Source organism: Streptomyces sp. NPDC088147, assembly GCF_044741565.1.
GTDB lineage: Bacteria > Actinomycetota > Actinomycetes > Streptomycetales > Streptomycetaceae > Streptomyces.
On sequence record NZ_JBIUSY010000003.1, the window covers coordinates 284,609 to 300,562 of the forward strand.

At 68.6% G+C, this 15,954-nt stretch carries 14 protein-coding genes and 1 pseudogene; 6 read left to right on the forward strand and 9 right to left on the reverse strand.

Translation table 11 applies throughout. From position 1 onward, the window contains the following. Positions 1–60: 60 nt before the first annotated feature. The gene (locus ACIOGX_RS12110; RefSeq protein ID WP_401912414.1) at positions 61–183 is read left to right on the forward strand and encodes a hypothetical protein; all 123 of its coding nucleotides are present in this window, start codon (positions 61–63) and stop codon (positions 181–183) included. 171 nt (positions 184–354) lie between these two features. On the opposite strand, the gene ACIOGX_RS12115 is transcribed toward ACIOGX_RS12110, so the two are convergent. The 4 genes from ACIOGX_RS12115 to ACIOGX_RS12130 form a co-directional block, all read right to left on the reverse strand. Next, a complete protein-coding gene (locus ACIOGX_RS12115) occupies positions 355–681 on the reverse strand; it encodes a hypothetical protein (RefSeq protein WP_401912417.1) in 327 nt (108 codons plus the stop codon). A gap of 82 nt (positions 682–763) precedes the next feature. Then, complete coding sequence (locus tag ACIOGX_RS12120; RefSeq protein ID WP_401912420.1) at positions 764–1,090, reverse strand: hypothetical protein; 327 nt, start codon at positions 1,088–1,090, stop codon at positions 764–766. Between the two features lie 946 nt (positions 1,091–2,036). Then, complete coding sequence (locus ACIOGX_RS12125; protein WP_401912423.1) at positions 2,037–2,375, reverse strand: thioredoxin family protein; 339 nt, start codon at positions 2,373–2,375, stop codon at positions 2,037–2,039. 80 nt (positions 2,376–2,455) lie between these two features. Next, positions 2,456–3,874, reverse strand: a complete 1,419-nt coding sequence (locus tag ACIOGX_RS12130; protein WP_401912425.1) for a DEAD/DEAH box helicase — start codon at positions 3,872–3,874, stop codon at positions 2,456–2,458. A gap of 529 nt (positions 3,875–4,403) precedes the next feature. Between ACIOGX_RS12130 and ACIOGX_RS12135 the strand changes: the two genes are divergently transcribed. Further along, entirely contained in the window at positions 4,404–4,619 is a 216-nt protein-coding gene (locus tag ACIOGX_RS12135) for a DUF6243 family protein (protein ID WP_356515210.1), read from the forward strand. A gap of 406 nt (positions 4,620–5,025) precedes the next feature. On the opposite strand, the gene ACIOGX_RS12140 is transcribed toward ACIOGX_RS12135, so the two are convergent. The 3 genes from ACIOGX_RS12140 to ACIOGX_RS12150 all read right to left on the reverse strand — a co-directional run bounded on the left by ACIOGX_RS12140 (position 5,026) and on the right by ACIOGX_RS12150 (position 8,183). After that, entirely contained in the window at positions 5,026–5,199 is a 174-nt protein-coding gene (locus ACIOGX_RS12140; protein ID WP_401912428.1) for a hypothetical protein, read from the reverse strand. A gap of 156 nt (positions 5,200–5,355) precedes the next feature. Beyond that, positions 5,356–6,987, reverse strand: a complete 1,632-nt coding sequence (locus ACIOGX_RS12145; RefSeq protein WP_401912431.1) for an MFS transporter — start codon at positions 6,985–6,987, stop codon at positions 5,356–5,358. 827 nt (positions 6,988–7,814) lie between these two features. Further along, positions 7,815–8,183, reverse strand: coding sequence for a MerR family transcriptional regulator (locus ACIOGX_RS12150; protein WP_384773083.1), 369 nt, complete (start codon positions 8,181–8,183; stop codon positions 7,815–7,817). A gap of 257 nt (positions 8,184–8,440) precedes the next feature. On the opposite strand from ACIOGX_RS12150, the pseudogene ACIOGX_RS12155 reads away from it, so the two are divergent. Continuing rightward, positions 8,441–11,827 (forward strand): annotated as a pseudogene (locus tag ACIOGX_RS12155) (RHS repeat-associated core domain-containing protein); the annotation flags it as partial. A gap of 9 nt (positions 11,828–11,836) precedes the next feature. Beyond that, positions 11,837–12,208 (forward strand): DUF6193 family natural product biosynthesis protein, encoded by a 372-nt coding sequence (locus tag ACIOGX_RS12160; RefSeq protein ID WP_387020563.1) that lies wholly within the window; start codon positions 11,837–11,839, stop codon positions 12,206–12,208. A 371-nt stretch (positions 12,209–12,579) separates the two neighbouring features. Here ACIOGX_RS12160 and ACIOGX_RS12165 read toward each other — a convergent pair whose 3' ends face one another. Continuing rightward, positions 12,580–13,278 (reverse strand): TetR/AcrR family transcriptional regulator, encoded by a 699-nt coding sequence (locus tag ACIOGX_RS12165; RefSeq protein WP_401912434.1) that lies wholly within the window; start codon positions 13,276–13,278, stop codon positions 12,580–12,582. Positions 13,279–13,378: 100 nt separating this feature from the next. On the opposite strand from ACIOGX_RS12165, the gene ACIOGX_RS12170 reads away from it, so the two are divergent. Together ACIOGX_RS12170 and ACIOGX_RS12175 are read left to right on the forward strand one after the other, a co-directional pair. Then, the gene (locus tag ACIOGX_RS12170) at positions 13,379–13,942 is read left to right on the forward strand and encodes a hypothetical protein (RefSeq protein ID WP_401912436.1); all 564 of its coding nucleotides are present in this window, start codon (positions 13,379–13,381) and stop codon (positions 13,940–13,942) included. Between the two features lie 285 nt (positions 13,943–14,227). Then, positions 14,228–15,061: a PIG-L family deacetylase gene (locus ACIOGX_RS12175; protein ID WP_383961967.1), complete on the forward strand. Its 834-nt coding sequence runs from the start codon at positions 14,228–14,230 to the stop codon at positions 15,059–15,061. Positions 15,062–15,189: 128 nt separating this feature from the next. Here the strand turns inward: ACIOGX_RS12175 and ACIOGX_RS12180 are convergent, their stop codons facing one another. Then, the gene (locus tag ACIOGX_RS12180; RefSeq protein WP_401912440.1) at positions 15,190–15,846 is read right to left on the reverse strand and encodes a chorismate mutase; all 657 of its coding nucleotides are present in this window, start codon (positions 15,844–15,846) and stop codon (positions 15,190–15,192) included. Positions 15,847–15,954 lie beyond the last annotated feature (108 nt).

Sequence of the window (15,954 nt, forward strand, 5' to 3'; positions counted from 1 at the left end):
TCGACACAGGGCGCTGGCTTGGTGTCGGTGGACAGCACCCTGCACGCGTCTGAGGTGACCATGGGACAGCGGAGGTATGAGGTCGCCTACGCGGACGCGTGTAAGCAGATCCGGGCCTCAACAGGGACCGATGTCCCGGACGGAGCACCGGTGATCTTCTACACCTGCGAGCCCGACAAGTAGACCTGAGCACAGGAAACGCCCCCTGCCCAGCCCGTGAAGGCCGAAACCGTTGGTTAATTCGGGGCCGGGCGCGAGTCGTCCTTCAAGAGCCGGTTGTGCCCCTGAAGGCCGACGTTGTCGTACGGGGCGAACGTCGAAATCTTTATCTGTGCGTCCGGGCCTGCATCAGCTTCAGCGTTCCTGCCACCACAGGTCGAAGACGATGTTGCATTCCGCCCTTGAGGAGCCTTTTTCGCCCGGTCGCAGCGTCACCCAGGCCCCGATTCCGCTTTCCGTATAGCACGTGGCGACTGCCCGGAATTCGATTGTCCGATCCGTGTTGTTGATGCAGTCCACCGTGCCGAACCAACTCCCGACAGCACTCTTCGTGCACGTAAGAGCCAATTCAGGGGCGGCCTCTGTGGCTGCTTGGGCGCTTCCCGTAGCTAAGGGAAGCGCGGCCAGGAACATTGCAGCGGCGGTGGTGAGGAGCTTTCCGGTGATACGGCGGTTCTTCATGGTCTTCCCGTCAACTAGTGGCCTGAATGTTCTTCAGTGGTATGCCCGGGGTGCGGTTCCCCGAACTGAGTACTCTCGACCGTCAGCGTTCTTCCCAGTAGACGTCCTCGACGACAAGGCATTCTGCTGACGAGGAGCCGCGTTCGCCCGGACGCACCGTCACCCAGTAGCCGATTCCAACTTCTCCAGGGCACGAGGCGACTGCCCGGAATTCGATTGTCCGATCGGTGCTGTTGGTGCAGTCCACCTTCCCGGTCGACGCGTCCGGGTAGCTCTTCGTGCAGGTGAGGACCAATTCTGGGGCGGTCTGTGCGGCTGCTTGGGCAGCCTCTGTGGCGAGAGAAAGCGTCGCCAGGGAGAGCGCCGTGATAGTGGTGAGGAGCTTGCCGGTGATACGGCGGTTCTTCATGGTCTTCCCGTCAACTAGCGACCCGAATGTTCTTCAGTGGTATGCCCGGAGCGCAGAGACGAATCCGTTTACTTGTGATCTGTCGAGAAGTCGCCAATCTCCGCAGATTATCGTTCAATTCGCTCGGGGGTGACAGGCCGTTCCTGGCGACGGCGTTCAACACCGCGCGCAGCGTCTCGGCGATCAGCTCCAGCCGGTTGAGCCCACGGATCGCCGCCAGGACGTGAGTGGAGTCGCTCCAGAACAACGCAGAGCGGCCCCATGATCACAATGGTGCTCATGGGGCCGCTCTGTGCTTCAACGGATTCGCCAACAGCTTCTCGTGGGAGGGCAGGAGCGCGGCGTGCGCGCGACGGCCGCTCCACGACAGACCCCCAGGTCAGCGACCCGGGGGTTGTTTGTTGTCTAGTCCAATTCGAAGACCACGCACCACTTGTGCACCACGCCTGGCGGTCAATCGCCGCAACGACGCGAGTCTCGGAGACCTGCCGAGTGTCCCTTCGAGCGCATCCTTGAATCCTGAGATCGACTTTGCGTGACGTGTGCCACGCCTTCGGCCGTTCCGAAATCACTGAACGTCGCGACTGTTGATCGCGGCACAAGCATCCGCCGGCACCCAACACCGCTGCTGGAAGCTACTTTGGGGTCGCTCCAGCCCCGTCGGGCAGACAGAACCGAGCACTCTACGTGGCAATGCGCCGGGTTCGGGGGTTGACGCCACGTCACGTCAACCCTCATTTCATGGCGGAGTTGCCAGCCCTGGATTTCGGCTCCCCCGCACCGAGGACCGGCGCCGACGGGCAGCAGCCGGAAGTCGCGGTCACGGGCCCGTCCGCCACTGAACGTGAACTCGTGACGTCGGTTGAATCGTGGTGAGGTCCTAATTCGAGAGAGTGCCCGGTCCGGTCGCTGCGGGCACAACCTCGCCGACCGGTATGCGGCCTGCTCACAGGTGGGCGTCCAGGAACTCCCCGAGCGCTGTCCTGGACATCGGACCGCTCCCGGCCGCCAACGCCTCGGTCCGATCGATCAGCACGAAGGAGGGCGCGCCGGTGACGCCGTACCGCCGTACGGGGCCGGGGCACCTTGCGATGTCGGCCCGCACGACGATCAGTCGGCCCTGATAGACGTCGGCCACCTCCCGCACCAGGGCATCCATTTCCTTGCATGCTGCCGCGGCCTTGGGCCACACCCCGTGGAAGTACGCGAGCACCGGCACGTCCGCCCTCGCCAGGATGAACTCGAACTCGGCTTCCTCATGGGGCCGTTGGACCCTGTTCGCCATCGGCACTCCTTGACGCTCCAGTCGATGTGAGGCAGTGGGTGCTTCCTTGTGTCTCCCGACCGCGACGGCCGTACCGCTCGTCAGTGGCCCCTGCGCGCTCGGGCGGCCTTGCGGGCCTCCGCCATCGTGCGCGCCTCCGCGGCCTTGCGGGATTCCTTCGGCGGGCGGCCCGTGCGGGTGCCCAGACCCCGGAACGCCGCGTTGCCGGTCTTCGCCCCGTCCTGCACCGGCGGGCGCTTCGCGCCTGTGATGCTGGTCAGCCTCTCCTCGCCGGAACGAACCTGAGCGACCGTGGGCCGGATCCCGGCATCCGACATCATCCGGTTCACGTCCCGGCGCTGGCCGGGCGTGACCAGCGTGACCACGCTGCCGGACTCCCCGGCACGCGCGGTGCGCCCGCCGCGGTGGAGGTAGTCCTTGGGGTCGGAGGGCGGATCCACGTTGACGACGAGGTCCAGGCGCTCAACGTCGATGCCACGGGCAGCGACGTTGGTGGCCACCAACACCGTGATCTCCCCGTCCTTGAACTGGGCCAGCGTGTGCGTGCGCTGCGGCTGCGACTTCCCGCTGTGCAGAGCACCCGCCCGTATGCCGCTGCTCCGCAAGTGGCGGGTGAACTGGTCCACGCCGTGCTTGGTGTCCAGGAACATCAGCACCCGCCCGTCCCGAGCCGCGATCTCGGTGGCTGTCATGTACTTGTCGGCGGGATGCACGTTCAGTACGTGGTGCTCCATCGTCGTGACCGAGCCCTTCGCCCGATCGACCGCGGCGAACACCGGCTCATTCAGATATTGCCTGACCAGTTGATCGACGTTGCGGTCGAGCGTCGCGGAGAACAGCATCCGCTGCCCGCCGGCGGGCGTCCGGTCCAGGGTCTCCGAGACCTGCGGCAGGAAACCCATGTCGCACATCTGGTCCGCCTCGTCCAGCACCGCGATCCGCACCCGGTCCAGGTGACAGTCCCGCCGGGCCACGAGATCGGCCAGCCGTCCCGGCGTCGCCACCACGACCTCGGCACCCGCCCGGAGAGCCGCCGCCTGCCGGCCGATCGCCAGCCCGCCGACCACAGTCACCGAGCGTAGCCCGAGCGCCTCCGCGTAGGGAGCCAGCGCCTCGCTCACCTGCTGCGCGAGTTCCCTCGTCGGCACCAGGACCAGCGCGAGAGGGCGCTTCGGTTCGGCGCGTCGGCCCGCCGTACGTGCGAGGAGCGCAAGCCCGAAAGCGAGGGTCTTTCCCGAGCCGGTCCGCGCGCGGCCGAGGACATCCCGGCCGGCCAGCGCGCTCGGCAGGGTGGCCGCCTGGATCGGGAATGGCTCCCGTATCCCGAGCCCCGCCAGCACCCCCATCAGCTCGACGGGCAGTTCCAGCTCCGCGAAGGAGCCGGCCGGTGGGAGGCCAGGCGCCAGTGTCCCCGGCACCGAGAGTTCGCCCCGCGGGGCCCTCCCCTGGTCGGACCTGCCGGGTCCGGAGCGACCGGAGTCCGACTGCTTCGCCTTCATTGGGGGTTCCTCGTTTCGGCGCCCTGAACGGACCGGGGCCCGTACCTTGTCCGGCACGGGCCCAGGCTCTCTGCAAGCGTGACCCAACCTTACCAGCGCGTGCCTCGCGCCGGCCGTCCCGCGGCCCGGCCGGGCACCCGCCCCGGGGATCGTCACGCGCCGAAGGCCGGAAAGCCGCTCGACATCCGGGATGCTCTTGCCGAGCGGTACAAGGGTTCCTGCCGTAGGTGGCCGGGCGCTGGACGCGATTGCCCCGCAGCTGGAGACCATGGCGGGCACGGTCGGGGTGCGGGCGATCGGGGCGCGGGTGATCGGGGAGTTCGGGATCGATGTCTCGCCCTCATCGATGTCTCGCCCTTGCACTGATACGTGACCAGCATGTCCGTGCACGGCGCATACTCGACCGAAGGCCAGGACGCCGATCTACGAGTGAGAGCGTGCTGGGGCCCTGCTGACGTCCCTCGACGTCACCGCGCCCGTCCCCCACCGATGAATTCGTAGATCACTTCACATCATTCCGGGAGAACCTATGACCGTGAGCAAGAACATCAACAACCCTGTGGGCATGGGCGGCGGCCAGCGCAAGAGGCTGTCCCGCGCGGAACGGCAGAACAACGGTCCGCACCGCAACCTCGACCGCCAGGGCGCCGCCGACCGGAAGGCGGAGCTGGTGCGCAAGATCCGCGAGAAGGCAGCCGCAGCCGAGGGCGCCGGGCAGACGGGCGACGACACCGCACAGAGCTGACGCACCCTGTCGCAGGGCGGCGCCGTACGGGGCAGGGCCAGGACCTCGACGCACGGTCCGGGCCCCGCTGCCGTACCGGGGTCTGCGGCCGTACCGAACGCCACCGCTCCCGCTCAGCTCTCAGCTCTCGGCCGACCACCGGCGTCTCAGCCGACCACCCGGGGATGGGCGTGCCACTACGCGCCAGTCGGGACGGTGAGCAGCGGTCAGCTGGGGCCGGAACGAGGCGACTGCGGCACGCTCCCCAGAGACGCGTTTCCCAGGTCAGAGGCGAGCACGCCTACGCAGTACCGGGTGATTCCCAAGCTCAGAGCGCGAGTTCGATTCTCGTCACCCGCTCCATTTGAAAGCCCCAGGCCGACGGCCCGGGGCTTCGGTGTTATCTAGACCATTTCCCGCCCGTGTGTCACAGCCGGTCCATGTCGTCGATGCTGTCCGTGCCCGCCGCCGCCCCCGCGACCAGGCCCATCACCTTCGTCGCCAGGAAGGTCCCGGTGCCGTTGGCCGACGCCGGCAGATCCACCAGCCCACCGACCAGGCCGAGGCCGGACAGGCCGCACCGCTCGGTCAGGCGTAGCAACAGGACCAGCCCGCCGTACGCGACCAGCTCCCGGGAAAGTGGTCCACAGGCATCGGCCCGTGCATCCAGGCCGAGCTGTAGCCCGTCAGGAATTCAGGGCGGCACGCGAAGAGGTCCGGCCACCTCGTGCGGCTGCCGGACCCCGTTGGCGCGGTGTCAGTACGTGGTGGGCGCACCCTCTGTGTCTCCAGAGGACTCCACTCGGATCTGCCCGGTGCTCGTGTCCACGTCGCTGCCGCCATCCTCTGGCGGTGCTGTTTCCGGGGCGTCCGTGGCGCCGGGCATCGTACGAAGGAACAGCGTCGCAAGCAGCGCCGCGGCAGCGAGGCCCACCGCGCTGAGCAGGGTGGCGGCCTGGAGTCCTCCGGCGAAAGCGTTTTGCGCGGAATCCCGCAGCGCCGACCCGGCCTCCTCGGGCAGCCGCTCGGCCACGGCCAGGGCGCCACCCACGGTCTCCCGTGCCTGCTCGCGCGCTGCGGCAGCCAGCCCGTCCGGCATGCTGTCGGACAGCCGGCCCTGATAGGTCACCATGGAAATGGTGCCGAAGAACGCCATCCCGCCCGCCAGCCCCAACTCGGCGCCGCTCTGCGAGATTCCGGAGGTCAGGCCCGCCCGTTCGGTGGGGGCGGAACCCACGATCGCGTCCGTTGTCAGCGCCAGCGTCGGCGTCACGCCCGTGTACAGAATCGTGAAGCTGACCACCGTCCAGGCCAGACTGCTCTGCCCTGCGGTCGCACTGATCATCGCCGCTCCCACGGCGGCCATGCCGAGCCCCGCACTGATCACGACGGCCGGACGCACCCGACGCACCAGTCGCGGTGCCAGCAGCGTCGCACCGATCCCGAACAGCACCGATGGCACCGTCCACAGTCCGGCGGCCAACGGGGACAGACCGATCACCGACTGCAGGTACTGCATCACCAGCAACTGCGAGCCCGCCATCGCCGCGACCGCGACGGTCTGCGTGGCCAGTCCCGCACTGAACGCGGACTGCCGGAACAGCCCGAGATCCACCAGCGGCTCCTCGACCCGGCGCTGGCGGCGCAGGAACAGCGCGCCCATCGCCAGACCCCCCAGCAAGAATGCCCCGGCCTGCACCGACAGCCCCGAGGACGCCGCCTGCTTGGCGCCGTAGACCACGCCCAGCACGGCCACCAGTGACATCGCGGCACCGGCCACGTCGAAACGTCCGGTCGCCTTCTCCCGCTGCTCCGGGAGCAGTACCGGCCCGGTGACCAGCAGGAGCACCATGACCGGCACGCCGATCAGGAACACCGAGCCCCACCAGAAGTACTCCAGCAGTGCCCCGCCCACGAGCGGGCCGATGGCCTCACCCGCGGTGAAGCACGTCATCCAGACCGCGAAGGCAAAGGTCCGCTGGACCGGATCGCGGAACATGCCCGACAGCAGCGCCAGCGTCGAGGGCATCACCGTGGATCCGGCGATCCCCAGCAAGGCACGGGTCAGGATGAGCAGTTCGGCCGTCGGGGCGAACGCGGCCACCGCGGAGGCGACGGCGAACGTCGCCGCGCCCAGGAGCAGCAGCCTGCGCCGGCCTATCCGGTCGCCCAACGTGCCCATGGTCATCAGGAATCCCGCCACGAGGAATCCGTAGATGTCCAGGATCCACAGCAACTGGCCACCGGTTGGCGCGAGATCGGCGCTGAGGCTGGGCGCTGCCAGGTGCAGCACCGTCAGATCCATGGACAGCACCATGGTCGGCAGGGCCAGCACCCCCAGACCGATCCACTCCCGCCGTCCGGCCCGAGCCGGAGCCTCTCTGGACACGTCGCCTTCCTCCCTGAACTCCCAGTTGTCACATCGTCAGAAAGACGTGCTCGGGCCCCTACGTCGCGCTGCGGCACGTCGCACAGCGCGCCCGCACGGGACCTTCTCGACCCGCCACAGGCGTGACGCACCGGCGACGCTAGACCTTCACATTGATGTGAGAGTCAACCCGCGACGTTGACGGGACGGCGCCGACTTTCAGAAGGCCCTCGCCTCCGCCGGTGGCGTCGTCGACGGAGTGCGGATGCACCACGTCGACCGCGCGGCACGCGGGGAGGAGGTGTGGCAACCATGGAAACCCTCGTGCGGCAGGGCAAGGCCCGCTACGTCGGCTCCTCGGACTTCGCGGGCTGGGACATAGCCTCGGCGCGGGAGGCGGCTGATCGGCGCAATCCCCTGGGGGCTGTTCTCCGAGCGGTGCCTCGACAACCTCGCGGTCCGCTACCCGGAGCTGGAGCTGCTGCCCGCGGCTCAGGCGTACGGTCTGGCCGTGCTGCCCCCTGGTAACGACTGCACGGCGGACTCCTCGGCGGCGCGCTGCCCAAGAGCACCGAGGGGCGCGGTCAAGTCGGCGCGGGGCCGGGCCACCGCGGCGCTGGCCGGCATGCGCCGAACTGGCCCGGCCGGACGAACTTCCCATCGGTAGGACACGGAGGTACCGCCCCCAACGCCCGGCACAAGCCCCGGGGGCCGTTCAGCCGCACCTCGCGGGGGATTCCTCACCGTCGAGGATCCAGGACTCACCGGGTTCCCGCCTCCACGGCAGAGTGGGAGGAAGGGCCCACCACGGCGTCCGGATCCGCGGACGCCTCTTGGCGCGGGCGTTGCTACGAAGCCTCCGCCAGCAGGGGGGCTGACGCGATGACCGCATCCAACTTGTCGCGAGACGAACGCAGTTCGTCGATCGCGCGGGTCATCCGATCCCTTGCCTCATGCAGGTCGTCAAGCATCTCGGCGCAGGTGGGGACGAGATGGTCACCGTCCTCCCGCATGCATGGAAGCACCCCGGCGATCAGGGACGTTCCCAGACCTGCCGCCAGCAGCGCACGGATCTGCCGCACCGCGGCAACATCCCCCTCGCGGTACTCGCGGTAGCCGCTGGAGCGCCGCTGTGGATGCAACAACCCCTGCTCCTCGTAGTACCGCAGCAGCCGTTCGCTGACTCCCGTACGCCGGGAGAACTCGCCGATCCGCACCCGCACCTCCCCTACCTGCCGGTCCGCCTCACGCTGCTTTGAGCCTACCCATCCGGCCGACACAATCGACCCGTCGGCCACGAAGAAGCAGCCACGCCCTCGCCGCTCGTTCACACCCGAGTTCAAGGCCGAGATCGTCGAGTTGCGTCGCCGCGGTGGACCGCTCGTTCGCGTCAGCACACCGCGCGGCAACACTGGCCGCGTCGTCCCTCGCCACAAGCGGAACTGGCCCGCCGGAGCAGTCTTCGGTTCCCCCCTACCGAGTCACCGACCCGCACTCGGGCCTCACCCGCTCCTTCCGGGGCGGCCCGTACCACACGTCACCGGCGTACTGGCTCAGAGAGATCGAGGACCGCAACCTCAACCGAATAAGCTTCGCGCGCCTCGCGGACGGCACTCCCACGGTCGTCGCCCACTCCGGGGGCTACCGGGTCACCGTGGCCGTCGAGAACGCCCGGGTGCGTGAGATCGCCCTGCGCACCCCAGACGGTCCGGTCACCGTCATGCGCTACGACTACGACCCCCGAGGCAACCTCGACGCCGTCATCAACTCCTCGGGCCTGCCGCTGCGATTCACGTACGACCCGGACGCCCGCATCACCTCCTGGACCGACCGCAACGACTCCACGTTCCGCTACGGGTACGACGCCGCCGGCCGTGTCGTCCGCACGATCGGCCCGGACGGCTACCTCTCGTCCACGTTCGCGTACGACACCCACCCGGAGACGGGCGACCGCGTCACCCGGTACACCAACTCCCTGGGCGCGACCAAGGTCCATCACTTCAACGGCCTACTGCAGGCCATCGCGGAGACGGATCCGCAGGGCGGTGTCACTCACCGCACCTTCGACCGCTACGACCGGCTCCTCTCCCGAACGGATCCGCTCGGCCGGACCACCACGTACACCTACGACGATCACGGAAACCTCACCCGGATCGAACACCCTGACGGCAGCTCCGCCTCGGTCGAGTACAACGACCTGAACCAGCTCGCCGCCGTCACGGGCCCGGACGGCACCACGTCGCGGCAGGAGTACGACGACCGGGGCAATCCGACACTCTTCACCCGTCCGGACGGGTCCACAACCCGACTCACCCACGGCCCGAAGGGCCAGCTCACCGGTGTCGACGACTCCCTGGGCGCGCTGGACCGGGTGCGCTGCGACGCAGCCGGCCTTCCCTTGGCCATCCGCGGCCCGCTCGGCACAGTCAGCCGGTACACCCGCGATGCCTTCGGGCGCGCGGTGAAGATCATCGGCCCGCAGGGCCACATCACCGAGCTGGAATGGACCGTCGAGGGCAGGCTTGCCCGGCGTACGGGGCCGGACGGAGCGCAGCAGTCCTGGGCCTACGACGGCGAGGGCAACTGCCTCGTCCACACCGACGCGGCAGGCGGCGAGACCCGCTTCGAGTACACCCACTTCGATCTCGTCTCCGCCCGCACCACACCCGACGGCGCACGCCAGGAGTTCACGTACGACTCCGAGCTGCGCGTTTCCCGTGTCACCAACTCCCAGCGCCTGACCTGGGACTACACCTACGACTCGGCGGGACGTCTCAGCTCGGAGACTGACTTCGACGGCCGCTCTCTCAGCTATACGCACGACGCCTGCGGGCGTCTCACGTCCCGGACGAACGCTCTGGGCCAGACGATCCGCTACACGCGCGACACGGCGGGCCGAGTCACCGCCAAGGACGCCGACGGTACGGTCACACGCTTCACCTACGACATCCACGGCCGTCTCGCCTCGGCGACGGGCCCAGGCACCGAACTGTCGTACGTACGCGACAGCTCGGGCAGGATCCTCCGCGAGATCTGCGACGGCCGCGAACTGAGCAACACCTATGACGAGACCGGCCGCCGCACTCGCCGGGTCACCCCTACCGGGGCCATCAGCACCTGGTCCTTCCCCGTCGGACTGCTCGCGGAGCTGAACGCATCGGGGCAGCAAGTGGTCTTCGCGTTCGACGAGACGGGTCGCGAGACGACCCGCCGGATCGGTGACGCGCTGACCGTGGAGCACGCCTACGACCCCGCGGGCCGCCTGACCGACCAGCGTGTCCGCGCGCCCGGCGACCAGATACTCCAGCACCGCTCGTACACGTACCGCGCCGACGGCCACCTCACCTCGGTCGATGAACTGACCGGCGGGCACAAGCGGCTGGAGCTGACCCGAGACGGCCGGGTCACGGGTGTCACCGCGGAGAACTGGTCCGAGCGGTACGCGTACGACGAGGCCGGGAACCAGACCACGGCGACCTGGCCGGGCGCGGACGACGCCACCGGCTCACGCGAATACGCCGGGACCCGCATCAGCCGGGCGGGCGGCATCCGTTACGAACACGACGCACAGGGCCGCGTGGTCCTACGTCAGAAGGCCCGCCTCTCCCGCAAGCCCGACACCTGGCGCTACGGCTGGGACGCCGAGGATCGTCTGGTGTCGGTCACCACACCTGACGGCACGCGCTGGCGTTACCTCTACGACGCCCTGGGGCGTCGCACCGCCAAACAGCGGCTGTCCTCGGACGGCACGACGGTCGCCGAGGAGGTGACCTTCACCTGGGACAACGACACCCTCTGCGAACAGACCACTTCCGTAGCGGGCTCCTCGGACTCCGTTGCCCTGACCTGGGACCACGACGGCGTGAAGCCGGTCACCCAGGTGGAACGACGGCTCGTGGACCAGTCGGAGGTCGACCGCCGCTTCTTCGCGATCATCACCGACCTCATCGGTACACCCCGTGAACTCGTCGACGAGCGGGGCCAGGTGGCATGGCACACTCGCGCCACTCTGTGGGGCACCACCTCGTGGAACCGCGACGCCGACGCCTACACCCCACTGCGTTTCCCCGGCCAGTACTTCGACCCGGAATCGGGTCTCCACTACAACCGCCACCGCCACTACGACCCGGAATCAGGCCGCTACCTCTCAACGGACCCTCTCGGCCTGATCCCGGCCCCGAACGCGGTCACGTACGTCGACAACCCGACGCGGTGGATCGATCCGCTGGGGCTGGCCGGCTGTCCCCACCGGGCCGGGGAGCCCCGGCACAGTGTGGTGCTGGGGGTGGACATAGCACCGGACCGGGCTTCGGAATCGCTGGCACGGTACCTTCGCAACGACCCCTCGGACTCCGATTACGACCGAACCCGCGGCAGTGACCCGGGAGCACACACCTACAACGGTCCGGACTACGCCGGTCGGGAACCCGGTGGCCCGGTATGGATGACGAACGTGATGGATGCCGTCGGGGACCGCGGTACCACTCTGTCGATCACGCTCGACGGAATGCCCAGCAGCGGCGGCAAGATAGGGAACTGGAGCTCGCCTCAGGACATTGTGGATGCGTTCCAGACAGCGGCGCAGCATGGAGCGCAATTCGACAGCAAGCATGAGGACAATTACCCGGGCCGAGGCGACGGCACCGCCTGGGAAATGAGCGAAGTCGCCTACGCGGTACGCAACTACGACGGGGCCGCCGCTTGGGGAGACCCTGATGACGAACGTCCTGGTCGACCGTGGGAAGAAATCCACTGGTACACCCGCGATGAAGAGGGAGGCTACACGGAAGTCAGCGTACCCAAGCCAGACATTCCAGAGATAAAGCCGGACCTGTCGCGTCTACCGGAACATTTGAGGTGAGGAAATATCATGGCGCCCGATGAAGAAGCCCGGAGCGCGGCTGAGATCGTGGCTGCGGAGTGGTCCGCTGTGCTGTCTTACGGACCCGATCAAATCGATCTGGCCGTACCCCGAACCGCTTACGCCCACCTGCCCTTGCGACAGCTCTATCCCATGGTCAGCCACGGCGTTCTGTACCTGAGCCGGTGCACCCAGTGGCCGTGGACACGAGACGTCGGTACGGCCTATCCGCTGGTCAAAGGTGGGTACCGAGTACGTCGAGAGTCCGACAAAACCCTTCTCGGCGAGGTCGACAGCGTTGAAGAGGCATACGAATTGATCGCCGCCACTCTTCCTGACGGCTGCGGGCCAGCAATCGACGGAACCCCGGACGATCTGTGACCGTGGCCCACTTCATCGCGCCCGGCCGGACGTCACCGTCGTTGGCGTACGGGCTCATCGGCGACTCGTGGTCGAAGCCACGCACGTAGGCGCCTGCCGCCGACCGGATGCCGACCGGATGCCGACCGGATGCCGACCGGATGCCGACCGTACTCGATCATCGCGATCCCCTTCGGCCCGCCTGGGCCCGGCACGCAACCCGCGCGACGTAGGTGGCCCGGCTGGCGCGGACCCGTGATGGTGCGGCGACCGGTCCTGGTGCACGGCCCAGTTGGGACACCGACTGTCAGAGGCGGCGGATTGGATGCGCGCAGGCACAGGTACGGGCTGACATCGGGTTTCAGGTGCCGTGCGCCCCTTGCGGCCCGGGGTCACACGTTGGATGGCGAGCACTCGATGTCGGCGACCGCCGTGACCGCGGAAGGCGTCTGGCCCGGTGCGGAGTCCGCGGACTCGTCGAGCCCGCGGGCGGCGTGGATCCGCAGCAGTCCTTCGATGCCGCGCAGCAGGGTCTCGCCGGCCAGGACGGGGTCGCCGAGGTAGCCGGCGCTCATCGCGCCGTCGCGGAGCATGACAAAGTGCCGCCCGGCGTGCTCGGCCTGTTCGGCCGTGATCGTGGCGAACAGTGTGGTGACCGTCTGCAGGAACCATTCACGGTGCTGCACGATGGCTCGGTGGACCGGGTTGCCGGGGTCGGGGAATTCCGCTGCCGCGTTGAGGAAGGCACATCCGCGGTAGCCGGGTGAGCGGATCTGCTCGACCAGGGACGTACCGATGCCTCGGAGGATGGCGTCGGTCGGCACGTCCGTGGACATCAGAGAGCCGATCTGGCCGCGGATCGCCTGGTCGACGCTTCCGATGTAGGCGAGGGCGAGGTCGTCCTTGCTTCGGAAGTGGCGGTAGAAGGTGGCGTTGGTGACCTTCGCCTCGGCGACGAGGCGGTCGACGCCCACCGTGTGGATGCCCTCCGCGTAGAAGAGCTGCGCCGCGGTCCGCAGAAGCCGCTCCCGGGCCGCCGAGACCCGCCCGCCAGTGCCTGTGCCGGCTTCTGTCCGTGTCATGCCACCCATGGTAGCGGGTAGAACGCTCTCTCTTGTTTTCGCCGGAGGGGTGTGCCAGGCTGCGCCAGAGAGAGAACGATCTCTCTACCTGGAATCACTGGAGAATCCCATGGCATCCACCGCCTCCGCCGAGCACGTCGCCGCCACACCCGCCCTGCGCCGGCTGTACGTCATCCGCTTCGCCTTCGCCGCCGCGTGGGCCGTGCTGCTGATGGTGGCCGGCTCGGACCTCACCCTCGGGGCCCAACTGCTGCTGGTTCTCTATCCGGCCTTCGACGTGGCCGCGGCTGTGGTCGATGCCCGGTCCGCGCGCACCGCCGGACCGGTCAGGGGCCTGTACGCCAACATCGCCGTCAGCTCGCTCGCCGCCGTCGGTATCGCGGTCGCCGGCACCTCGGGCGTCGCCGACGTGCTGCGCGTCTGGGGCGCGTGGGCAGTGCTCTCCGGGCTGGTCCAGCTCCTCGTGGGCGTCGCGCGCCGGCCGATGGGCGGACAGTGGGCCATGATCGCCAGCGGCGGCATCTCGGTGCTGGCCGGCGCGGCCTTCTTCCAGAGCGCCTCACAGGACGACCCCTCGCTGACCGCCCTCGCCGGCTATGCCGCGCTCGGAGGGATCTTCTTCCTCGTCTCGGCGTTCCGCCTGTCCCGTTCGACATCGATGCCGTCTCGGTGACGATCACCGGGAGCGCCGCGGCAGGCGGCCGACGCCGAACGGGCGCGCCCTTCGCGTGCCCGCCTGTACCTCGTTGGCGTTGAGACGCCGACGTCCGGAGGCCGAGCGGGCATGCCGGGAACAGTCGGTCCTGTCGGAACGGTTGCAACCGAGGGGCCGGCGCCTACGGGCGGGGGGGTACGGAGACCATGAGGTCGTCCGCCCCACCCGGAGCCGGGCCCAGGAGTCGCGGTGCGCCCGCCGCGTACTCGGACCAAGACGTAGTTCCGCAGGAGGACTGTTTTCATGACTGACCGGCCTTTGACGCTGATGGCAGTACACGCCCACCCCGACGACGAGGCCACCGGAACCGGAGGGGTCCTCGCGCGGTACGCGGCGGAAGGCATCCGCACGGTGCTCGTGACGTGTACCGACGGCGGTTGCGGTGACGGGCCGGGAGGTGTCAAACCGGGTGATCCCGGGCACGATCCGGCGGCCGTCGCCTCGATGCGCCGCCGAGAACTCGAGGCGAGCTGTGAGGTCCTGAAGATCAGCGAGCTGGAGATGCTGGACTACGCCGACTCCGGGATGGCGGGCTGGCCGAGCAACGACGCCCCCGGATCCTTCTGGCGGACCCCCGTGGAGGAAAGCGCCGCCCGGCTCGCGGAACTCATAGAGCACTACCGGCCCGATGTGGTCGTCACCTACGACGAGAACGGCTTCTACGGCCACCCCGACCACATTCAGGCCCACCGCATCACGATGGCGGCGCTGGAGAGGACCGCGCTGACACCGAAGGTGTACTGGACGACGATGCCCCACTCGCAGATGCAGCGGTTCGGGGAGACCATGCGCGAGTTCCAGGAGGACATGCCGGAGCCGGATCCTGCCGAGGCCGCCGCGATGGCCGAGATCGGCCTGCCCGACGACGAGATCACCACGTGGGTGGACACCACCGCGTTCAGCGGTCAGAAGTTCGACGCGCTGGCCGCGCACGCCAGTCAGGGCGAGAACATCTTCTTCCTCAAGATGGGCAAGGAGAGGTTCGGCGAGTTGATGGGCATGGAGACCTTCGTACGCGTCAAGGACGCCACCGGTGCGGCCGTGCCCGAGAACGATCTCTTCGCCGGACTGCGCTGATCCGTCCGGCCGGCCGGGGTCCGGACCGGGGCCTGGGCCCCGGGAAAGCCCGAGCCCCAGCCCGATCCGTACGTCCACGTCGTGGTGCCTCTCCCCATTCGTGATGTCGTCCGGCGGACACACCGCACTCACGTCCGGGGAATCGCTTGACCGTTCGCACGTCCGCACGCCGAAGGCAACGCCCGCTCCATCCCCTTCAGATGCAGGACGTCCAGCTCATGGCCGTACGCCGACCAGGCGGCAGCGCCGTACAACCGCAGCTCGCACGACGGCGAGGAACGTACGTCCTCCGTCGCCACCAGCGTGTCGAGCACCTGCGTGGTGATGCGGTCGAGTGCCGGCCTGATCTCCTTGTCGAGGTCCGGCCGCTCAGTGGGCCGCTCTTCGGGACGCGCGTCCCAGCGTGCGTACAGCCCGCGCTGGACCACCTTGTTCGCCTCGATCTGGTCCCCGAAGACGGCGACCACCGCGGCAGGATCCAGCCCGAGCCCGACGGCCCGAGCGGCGACGTCGTCGAGGATCCTCTGCTCCCGTGCGGGGTCGTCGATCGGCCGGTCGGTGCCGTACTTGGCGGCGGCCACCTTGTCGGCGATCAGCAGTCGCTCGGCGAACAGGTCGGTCAGCGGGGTGAGTGCATAAGCGGCAGAAGGCGCGGGCGCCGCGGACGCCGCAGGCGCCACGGGCTGCGGTCGCGGCTGGGCGACGGCGGGCATGGCAGCGCCACCGGAGAGCAGCAGCGCGGCGGATGCGGCGACCAGCACGGATCGCGTACGTCGGGTTCGCACAGGGCGTGTCTCTTTCCCTACGTGGGTGGGGTCAACGTGTATGGGCGCACATGCTCGGCACGGGCCCGACGCCCGACTCAGTGAACTTCCGCCAGGTAGGGGTGAGTT

Excerpts from the sequence above, each read along its gene's own strand:
- ACIOGX_RS12135 (WP_356515210.1), top strand. The coding sequence starts at position 4,404 with ATGACCGTGAGCAAGAACATCAACAACCCTGTGGGCATGGGCGGCGGC.
- ACIOGX_RS12160 (WP_387020563.1), top strand. The coding sequence starts at position 11,837 with ATGGCGCCCGATGAAGAAGCCCGGAGCGCGGCTGAGATCGTGGCTGCG.
- ACIOGX_RS12115 (WP_401912417.1), bottom strand. The coding sequence starts at position 681 with ATGAAGAACCGCCGTATCACCGGAAAGCTCCTCACCACCGCCGCTGCA.
- ACIOGX_RS12165 (WP_401912434.1), bottom strand. The coding sequence starts at position 13,278 with ATGGGTGGCATGACACGGACAGAAGCCGGCACAGGCACTGGCGGGCGG.
- ACIOGX_RS12125 (WP_401912423.1), bottom strand. The coding sequence starts at position 2,375 with ATGGCGAACAGGGTCCAACGGCCCCATGAGGAAGCCGAGTTCGAGTTC.
- ACIOGX_RS12175 (WP_383961967.1), top strand. The coding sequence starts at position 14,228 with ATGACTGACCGGCCTTTGACGCTGATGGCAGTACACGCCCACCCCGAC.
- ACIOGX_RS12120 (WP_401912420.1), bottom strand. The coding sequence starts at position 1,090 with ATGAAGAACCGCCGTATCACCGGCAAGCTCCTCACCACTATCACGGCG.
- ACIOGX_RS12170 (WP_401912436.1), top strand. The coding sequence starts at position 13,379 with ATGGCATCCACCGCCTCCGCCGAGCACGTCGCCGCCACACCCGCCCTG.
- ACIOGX_RS12110 (WP_401912414.1), top strand. The coding sequence starts at position 61 with ATGGGACAGCGGAGGTATGAGGTCGCCTACGCGGACGCGTGTAAGCAG.
- ACIOGX_RS12130 (WP_401912425.1), bottom strand. The coding sequence starts at position 3,874 with ATGAAGGCGAAGCAGTCGGACTCCGGTCGCTCCGGACCCGGCAGGTCC.